This is a genomic window from Mycobacterium sp., assembly GCF_025933915.1.
Lineage (GTDB): Bacteria > Actinomycetota > Actinomycetes > Mycobacteriales > Mycobacteriaceae > Mycobacterium.
This window is the reverse complement of record NZ_JAICZA010000206.1, coordinates 1-6422: the sequence shown is the minus strand read 5'-3', so window position 1 is coordinate 6422 and position 6422 is coordinate 1. Positions and strand designations below refer to the sequence as shown.

The 6422-nt window shown below is 65.5% G+C and carries 6 protein-coding genes and 2 pseudogenes; all 8 read right to left on the bottom strand.

Translation table 11 applies throughout. The features are described 5' to 3' along the window. Positions 1-1299, bottom strand: a pseudogene (locus Q0W90_RS22120) (potassium-transporting ATPase subunit B); the annotation flags it as partial. Next, the gene (gene kdpA / locus Q0W90_RS22115) at positions 1299-2969 is read right to left on the bottom strand and encodes a potassium-transporting ATPase subunit KdpA (protein WP_297596868.1); all 1671 of its coding nucleotides are present in this window, start codon (positions 2967-2969) and stop codon (positions 1299-1301) included. The pseudogene Q0W90_RS22120 and the gene kdpA, both read right to left, overlap by 1 nt. After that, positions 2970-3059, bottom strand: a complete 90-nt coding sequence (locus tag Q0W90_RS24520) for a potassium-transporting ATPase subunit F (protein ID WP_297825963.1) — start codon at positions 3057-3059, stop codon at positions 2970-2972. Further along, the gene (locus Q0W90_RS22110; RefSeq protein ID WP_297596879.1) at positions 3056-3139 is read right to left on the bottom strand and encodes a potassium ABC transporter ATPase; all 84 of its coding nucleotides are present in this window, start codon (positions 3137-3139) and stop codon (positions 3056-3058) included. The genes Q0W90_RS24520 and Q0W90_RS22110 overlap by 4 nt, the downstream gene beginning before the upstream one ends. Positions 3140-3383: 244 nt before the next feature. After that, positions 3384-4919, bottom strand: a complete 1536-nt coding sequence (locus Q0W90_RS22105) for a HAMP domain-containing sensor histidine kinase (protein WP_297596870.1) — start codon at positions 4917-4919, stop codon at positions 3384-3386. Beyond that, positions 4916-5689, bottom strand: a complete 774-nt coding sequence (locus Q0W90_RS22100) for a response regulator transcription factor (protein ID WP_297596872.1) — start codon at positions 5687-5689, stop codon at positions 4916-4918. Before Q0W90_RS22100 ends, Q0W90_RS22105 begins: the two co-directional genes overlap by 4 nt. A gap of 247 nt (positions 5690-5936) precedes the next feature. Beyond that, positions 5937-6221, bottom strand: a complete 285-nt coding sequence (locus tag Q0W90_RS22095; RefSeq protein WP_020824001.1) for a WXG100 family type VII secretion target — start codon at positions 6219-6221, stop codon at positions 5937-5939. 51 nt (positions 6222-6272) lie between these two features. Next, positions 6273-6422, bottom strand: a pseudogene (locus Q0W90_RS22090) (WXG100 family type VII secretion target); the annotation flags it as partial.

The window sequence follows — 6422 nt, the reverse complement described above, 5'->3', positions numbered from 1 at the left end:
CCATTCCGCAACCGAGCTCGCCGCACCCTTGCGCAGCAGGTGCCCATCGAGGTCGACACCCGACATCCGGGTGGTGGCGGAGAAGGCCACCCAGTGGGCTTGCGACAGCTCACCCGGTGTGCGGGCACGCAGTCCAAAGTGCTGCTTGGCGAACACGACAATCGAGCGGCCTTCCGGCGTTTCGTCGGCGAGGCTGGACAGCTGCGCCGCGTCGGCCAGTTGTTCGGCGGACACGCCGTCGAGCGGGATGAAGCCGGCTGCCTGCCGATTGCCCAGCGTGATGGTCCCCGTCTTGTCCAGCAGCAGGGTGTTGACGTCACCCGCGGCTTCCACCGCCCGCCCGGACATGGCGAGCACGTTGCGCTGCACCAGCCGGTCCATACCGGCGATGCCGATGGCCGACAGCAGCGCGCCGATCGTGGTCGGGATCAGGCACACCAGCAACGACACCATCACGATGCCGGTGACGCCGCTTGCACCCAGCGCCTGGGTATTCGGGACGCCGGGATTGTTCGCCTGGGAGTAGATGGCCAACGGCTGCAACGTCGCGACGGCGAACACGAAGATGATCGTCAACGCGGCCAGCAGGATGTTGAGCGCGATCTCGTTCGGGGTCTTCTGCCGATTGGCGCCCTCGACGAGCGCGATCATCCGATCGATGAAGCTCTCGCCGGGCTTCTGGGTGATCTTCACGACGATCCGGTCGCTGAGCACCGTGGTCCCGCCGGTGACCGCCGAACGGTCACCGCCGGACTCGCGGATCACCGGGGCCGACTCGCCCGTGATGGCCGATTCATCGACCGAGGCAATGCCTTCCACCACGTCTCCGTCCCCGGGGATCACCTGGCCCGCCTCGACCACGACGACGTCGCCTCGTCGCAATTGCGCCGCGGCGACTGCCTCTTCGATTGCGGCGGCCCCGGGCGCCCAGTCCTTGAGGCGCCGAGCCACGGTTTGCGTTTTGGCCCGGCGCAGCGTTTCGGCCTGGGCCTTGCCGCGGCCCTCGGCGACGGCTTCGGCGAGATTGGCGAACAGCACGGTCAGCCACAACCAGATCACGGCCAACCAGGCGAACCATGTCGGGTCGATGATCGCCAGCGCGGTGCTCCAGGCGGCGCCGATTTCGACGATGAACATCACCGGGTTGCGCCATAGGGTGCGCGGATCGAGTTTGCGCAGCGCATCCGGCGCCGACGTGCACAGCATCTTCGGGTCGAGCAGGCCGCCCCGCACCGGTTGCCTGCCGGTGGGTGGGGCCGGCTGCGGCCGCTCGGCCGGCTCGATCGCGGTCGCTGTCATCAGTGGATTCCTTCGGCGAGGGGCCCGAGCGCGAGCATGGGCAAGAACGTGAGGGCAACGACGATCAACGTCACACCGGCGACCATCCCCACGAACTGCGGCCGGTGGGTGGGCAAGGTGCCCGCCGAGTCCGGTGTGCTGCCCTGCCGGGCAAGCGATCCGGCCAACGCGAGCACGAGCACGATGGGCAGGAACCGACCGAACGCCATGGCCAGACCGAGAGCGGTGTTGTACCAGTCGGTGTTGGCGTTCAGCCCGGCGAACGCCGACCCGTTATTGTTGGCCGCCGAGGTGAACGCGTAGAGGATCTCCGAGAGGCCGTGCGGTCCGCTGTTCAGCATGCCGGCGCGTTCGCCGGGCAGCGCCATGGCGATCGCGGTGCCGGTCAGCACGATCAACGGGGTAACCAGGAAATAGCTTGCGGCAAGCTTGATCTCGCGCGGGTTGATCTTCTTGCCGAGGTATTCGGGGGTGCGTCCGACCATCAGACCGGCGACGAACACGGTGATCACCGCCAGCACAAGAATGCCGTACAGGCCAGAGCCGGTGCCGCCGGGCGCGACCTCACCCAGCTGCATGTTGAACATCGTGATCATGCCGCCGAGGCTGGTGAGGGAGTCATGGGTGGAGTCGACGGCGCCGGTGGAGGTGAGCGTCGTCGCGGCGGCGAACACCCCCGAGTCGGTGATGCCGAAGCGCTGCTCGACCCCCTCCATCGCCGCGCCGATCGAGGTCGGCACCGTGCCGTGGTGTTGCGTCTGGAACCACAGCATGAAGGTGGTGCTGATCGTGTACAGCGTCGCCATCACCGCCGCAATCGCGTAGCCCTGCTTGCTGTTACCCACCATGCGGCCGAACGTGCGCGGCAGCGAGAACCCGATCACCAGGATGAGGAAGATCTCCAGCCAATTGGTCCAGCCGGTCGGATTCTCAAACGGGTGTGCGGAATTCGCGTTGTAGAAGCCGCCGCCGTTGGTGCCGAGCTCCTTGATGACCTCCTGGCTGGCCACCGGCCCGCCGGTAATAGTCTGCGGGGCGCCGCCCAGCGTCGTGACCACCTGGTCGTGCAGGTGGAAGTTCTGGATCGCCCCGCCGGCGATCAGCAGGATCGCGCTGACGATGGCAACGGGCAACAGGATGCGCAGCGTTCCACGCACCAGGTCGACCCAGAAGTTGCCCAGCTCGCCGGTGCGGGTGCGGGCGAACCCGCGCACCAGCGCGACGGCCACCGCCATCCCGACGGCGGCGGAAACGAAGTTCTGCACCGCCAGACCGGCCATCTGCACGAGATGGCCCTGCGTCGATTCGCCGGAGTAGGCCTGCCAGTTGGTGTTGGTGACAAAGCTGACCGCGGTGTTCCACGCCAGGGAGGGAGTCAGCTTCGTGGCCGGATCGTGCAGGTGCAGCGGCAACGTGCCCTGGACGAGCTGGAACACGAACAGGAACAGAATGCTGATCGACGAGAACGCCAGCACGCTTCGGGCATATGCCCCCCACGTCTGTTCCGAGCGCGCATCAACGCCGATCAGCCGGTAGATCACTCGCTCGACGGACGAATCCTTTTCCGAGGCATACACCCGAAACATGTAGTCCCCGAAGGGCACGTGCACGACCGCCACCGCCACCACGAGGACAACGAGGAAAATGACCCCGGCCGTTGTGGTGCTCACTCAGAACCTCTCCGGGAACAGCAGTGCGCCCCCGAGATAGAGCGCAATGACGATGGAAAGCACCAAGCCGACGGTATTTTGGTAATTCACAGCCGGTCGACCAGCCTCTGAGCCAAGCCGAGCGCGGCGAACACCGCCACGGTCAGCACGACGTACACCGCCACGCCCATTTCGTCTCCGTTCCGCGCCAATCACGTGCATACGACAGTGACCCCAATCGAGTCAGCCACCGCGCGTGGTGATCGCAAGCGCGGCGATGCCGGGCGAAGCGGGTCGCCACATCAGCACGAGCGGGGCGCAACGGGTCACCACCATCAAGCGACAGTCTCGGAGGAAAGTCAGCTAGAAATTAGCCGGGCATCGTCCGCCAGTGCGTGCAGGTTGACGGTTTCCTAACGGGGGTGCCGTGCACCTTTACGGTTTGTTAACGCCCTGTGGCGTCGTCGCGATCAGGGGGAGCCGCACCCGGAAAACCGTTATGTCCTCCGTGGATTCGACGGTGACCGAGCCGTGGTGGGCCTTGACGATCGAATTGACGATCGGCAGGCCCAGTCCGTGACCCGACCCGTCGGATCTTGACGTGTCCGCCCGGACAAACCGCTCGAACAGCCTGGGCAGCAGTTCTTCGTCGATGCCCGGTCCGTCGTCGGTGACGGTCAATTCCACGAAGGGGGGCTCGGGACCGTCACGGTGGCAAGTGATTCCGGTCGTCACCGTGACCCCGGGCGGGGTGTGCACGCGGGCGTTGCCGAGCAGGTTGCTGACCAACTGATGCAGCCGGTCGTGGTCCCCCCGCACCCAGACCGGCTCGTCGGGCAGGTCTTTGACCCAGTGGTGGGTCAGCGCAGCCACCGTTGCGTCGTTCACCGCATTGTTGGCCAGCTCGGCCAGGTCGACGTCGTCGGACTGCAGATCTTGGCCTTCACCCAGCCGGGACAGCAGCAGCAACTCGTCGACGAGCAATGCCATCCGCCGAGCTTCGGATTCGATCCGGGCCAGCGCGTATTCGGTGGTCGGTGGCAGCGCCGAACTGTCCTGACGGGTGAGTTCGGCGTAGCCCTGAATGGCCGCCAGCGGTGTCCGCAGTTCGTGGCTGGCGTCGCTGATGAATTGGCGCATCCGCAGGTCGGATTCGGCCCGATGCGCCAACGCGCTATCCACGTTGTCCAGCAACCGGTTCAACGTGTGACCGACGATCCCGACTTCATTCTGCGGGTCGGTGTCCTGCGGTTGAACCCGGATGCTGATCCGGTGCTCGTCATCGGCGAGCGGCATGCCGGCCACATTGGCCGCGACTGCCGCGAGCCGGCGCAGCGGACGAAGCGTGTACCCGACGACCCATCCGGTGAGGGCGGCGGTCAGCGCCAAAGCCGCCGCGGTCAGCGCAATGGTGGTGACCTGTTTGCGCGCGATGATTCGGTCGGCGATGTTCTGCGGCGTCCCGACCACGAGCACGTCGGGTCCGTCCCTGGTGCTGTCGACGCGGTAAGACCCCAGCGTGCCCAGCATTTCGGTCCGTGGCGGGCCGCCGGGCCACGACTGCGCTTCAAGCACGCGGACGACGTCGTCCGGCGCGGGTTTCGTTTCGACTTCGGAGAAGACCGCCGACCCGATCACAACGCGGTCGCGCAACACGGCGATGAGGTTTCCCGGTGTTTGTCCGGTGAATTCCAGCATCGCCCGTCCGATCGGCGGGGTACCCGGATGCGCCGAAGTGTGTTCGCCGTTGCGGTATTTGGTGTACTGGTGGCTCAACGCGTCGAGGGACTCGGCGATGTCGGCGTCACTCATGGTGTTGACATAGCCGCGCAGGCTGAGCACGGAAACCATGCCGACCGTCACCAGCACCACACTGACCACGGCCAGCACGCCCCACAGCAGTTGGCGGCGTAGCGACGAGGGAAACCACCGGGGAAAGCCCCCGGATCCGGTGGCCCGGTCTCGGCTCATTCCGCCGGCCGCAGCATGTACCCCACACCGCGGACCGTTTGAATCATCGGCTCCCGGCCGGAGTCGATCTTCTTCCTCAAGTAGGAGATGTAGAGATCCACGATGCTGGTGCGCCCGGCGAAGTCGTAGTTCCACACCCGGTCGAGGATCTCGGTGCGGCTCAGCGCGCGCCGCGGATTGCGCATGAGGAAGCGCAGCAACTCGAACTCGGTGGAGGAAAGCGATATCGGCGTGTCCCCGCGGGTGACTTCGCGGCTGGCGGTGTCGACCCGCAGGTCGCCGACTTTGAGGGTTTCGGCGGTCGGTGTGGGCGGCTGGCCGGAGCGGCGTAACAACCCGCGCAGCCGGGCGACCAATTCCTCCAGGCTGAAGGGCTTGGTCATGTAGTCGTCGGCTCCCGCGGTCAGGCCGGTCACCCGGTCCATGACCGAGTCGCGCGCGGTGAGGAAAAGCGTCGGGGTGTAAGCGTCGGATTGGCGCACCCGTTCCAGGATCTGCAGCCCGTCCACGTCGGGAAGCATGATGTCGAGGACGAGTACGTCGGGGCTGATCCTCTCGAACTTGGCCATGGCCTCGCGCCCGTTGTGGGCGATGTCGACAACCCAGCCCTCATAGTGCAGCGCCATCTTCACCAAATTGGTCAGCGCCGGCTCGTCGTCGACCAGCAAAACCCTGATCGGTGACCCGTCGGCACGGTTGATCCTGGGCAGCTGCCCCAGGATGGCCTGGCGAGGGCGCTGCGAGCCTGAGTATCCGGCCATTGCGGTCATGTCCCTATATTCTGACCGGCCGCACACCGGATTGTCACGGAGTTCATAGAATTCTCAAATGTAGGCGCGTCGGCCGGCGCTGTCGAAAGATGCTGGGATGCAGGGTCGTTGATTGGACGTCGCCAAATCCTTACGGCGTCTGAGTCCTCGAAATCGACAGCACCCGAGTGGTTTTCAGCCATCGTGTAGCAGAGGAAAACGGGGCCGCACACCAGTCGGTGCGCGGCCCCGGCGTCGAGACGTGGTGTCAGGCCCAGCTGGACCCGACGGCGCTGTCGGTGCTGGCCATGTTGTTGCCCGCGGACTGGACCTTCTGTCCGTGGGAGTTGGCCTGCTCGTAGATCACCTGGAAGTTGCGACCCAACTGGGTGATGAACTCCTGGCACGCCACCGAACCGGCACCGCCCCAGAAGTCACCGGCAGCAAGCACATCGCGAACGATGGCCTGGTGCTCGGCTTCCAAAGACGCGGCCTGGGCGCGAATCAGGGCACCATGGGCGTCCACATCGCCGAACTGGTAGTTAATGCTCATATCGATGTTCTCCTAATGTCTCGAAATGTTACGCAGCCGCGGTTTTCAGCGCTAGCTGCCGAGGATTTGCTGCGAGGCCTGCTCTTGTTGCTCGTAGTTGTTCGCGTCGCGAATCAGCCCGTCGCGCACCCCGTGGAGCATGTTGACGATGTTGCGGAAGGCCTGGTTGACCTGACCCATGGTGTCGTAGGACGTCGCCTG

Bases quoted from the DNA above. Each gene is read 5' to 3' on its own strand.
- Q0W90_RS22110 (WP_297596879.1), bottom strand. From the start codon at position 3,139: ATGGGCGTGGCGGTGTACGTCGTGCTGACCGTGGCGGTGTTCGCCGCG.
- Q0W90_RS22100 (WP_297596872.1), bottom strand. From the start codon at position 5,689: ATGACCGCAATGGCCGGATACTCAGGCTCGCAGCGCCCTCGCCAGGCC.
- Q0W90_RS22095 (WP_020824001.1), bottom strand. From the start codon at position 6,221: ATGAGCATTAACTACCAGTTCGGCGATGTGGACGCCCATGGTGCCCTG.
- Q0W90_RS22105 (WP_297596870.1), bottom strand. From the start codon at position 4,919: ATGAGCCGAGACCGGGCCACCGGATCCGGGGGCTTTCCCCGGTGGTTT.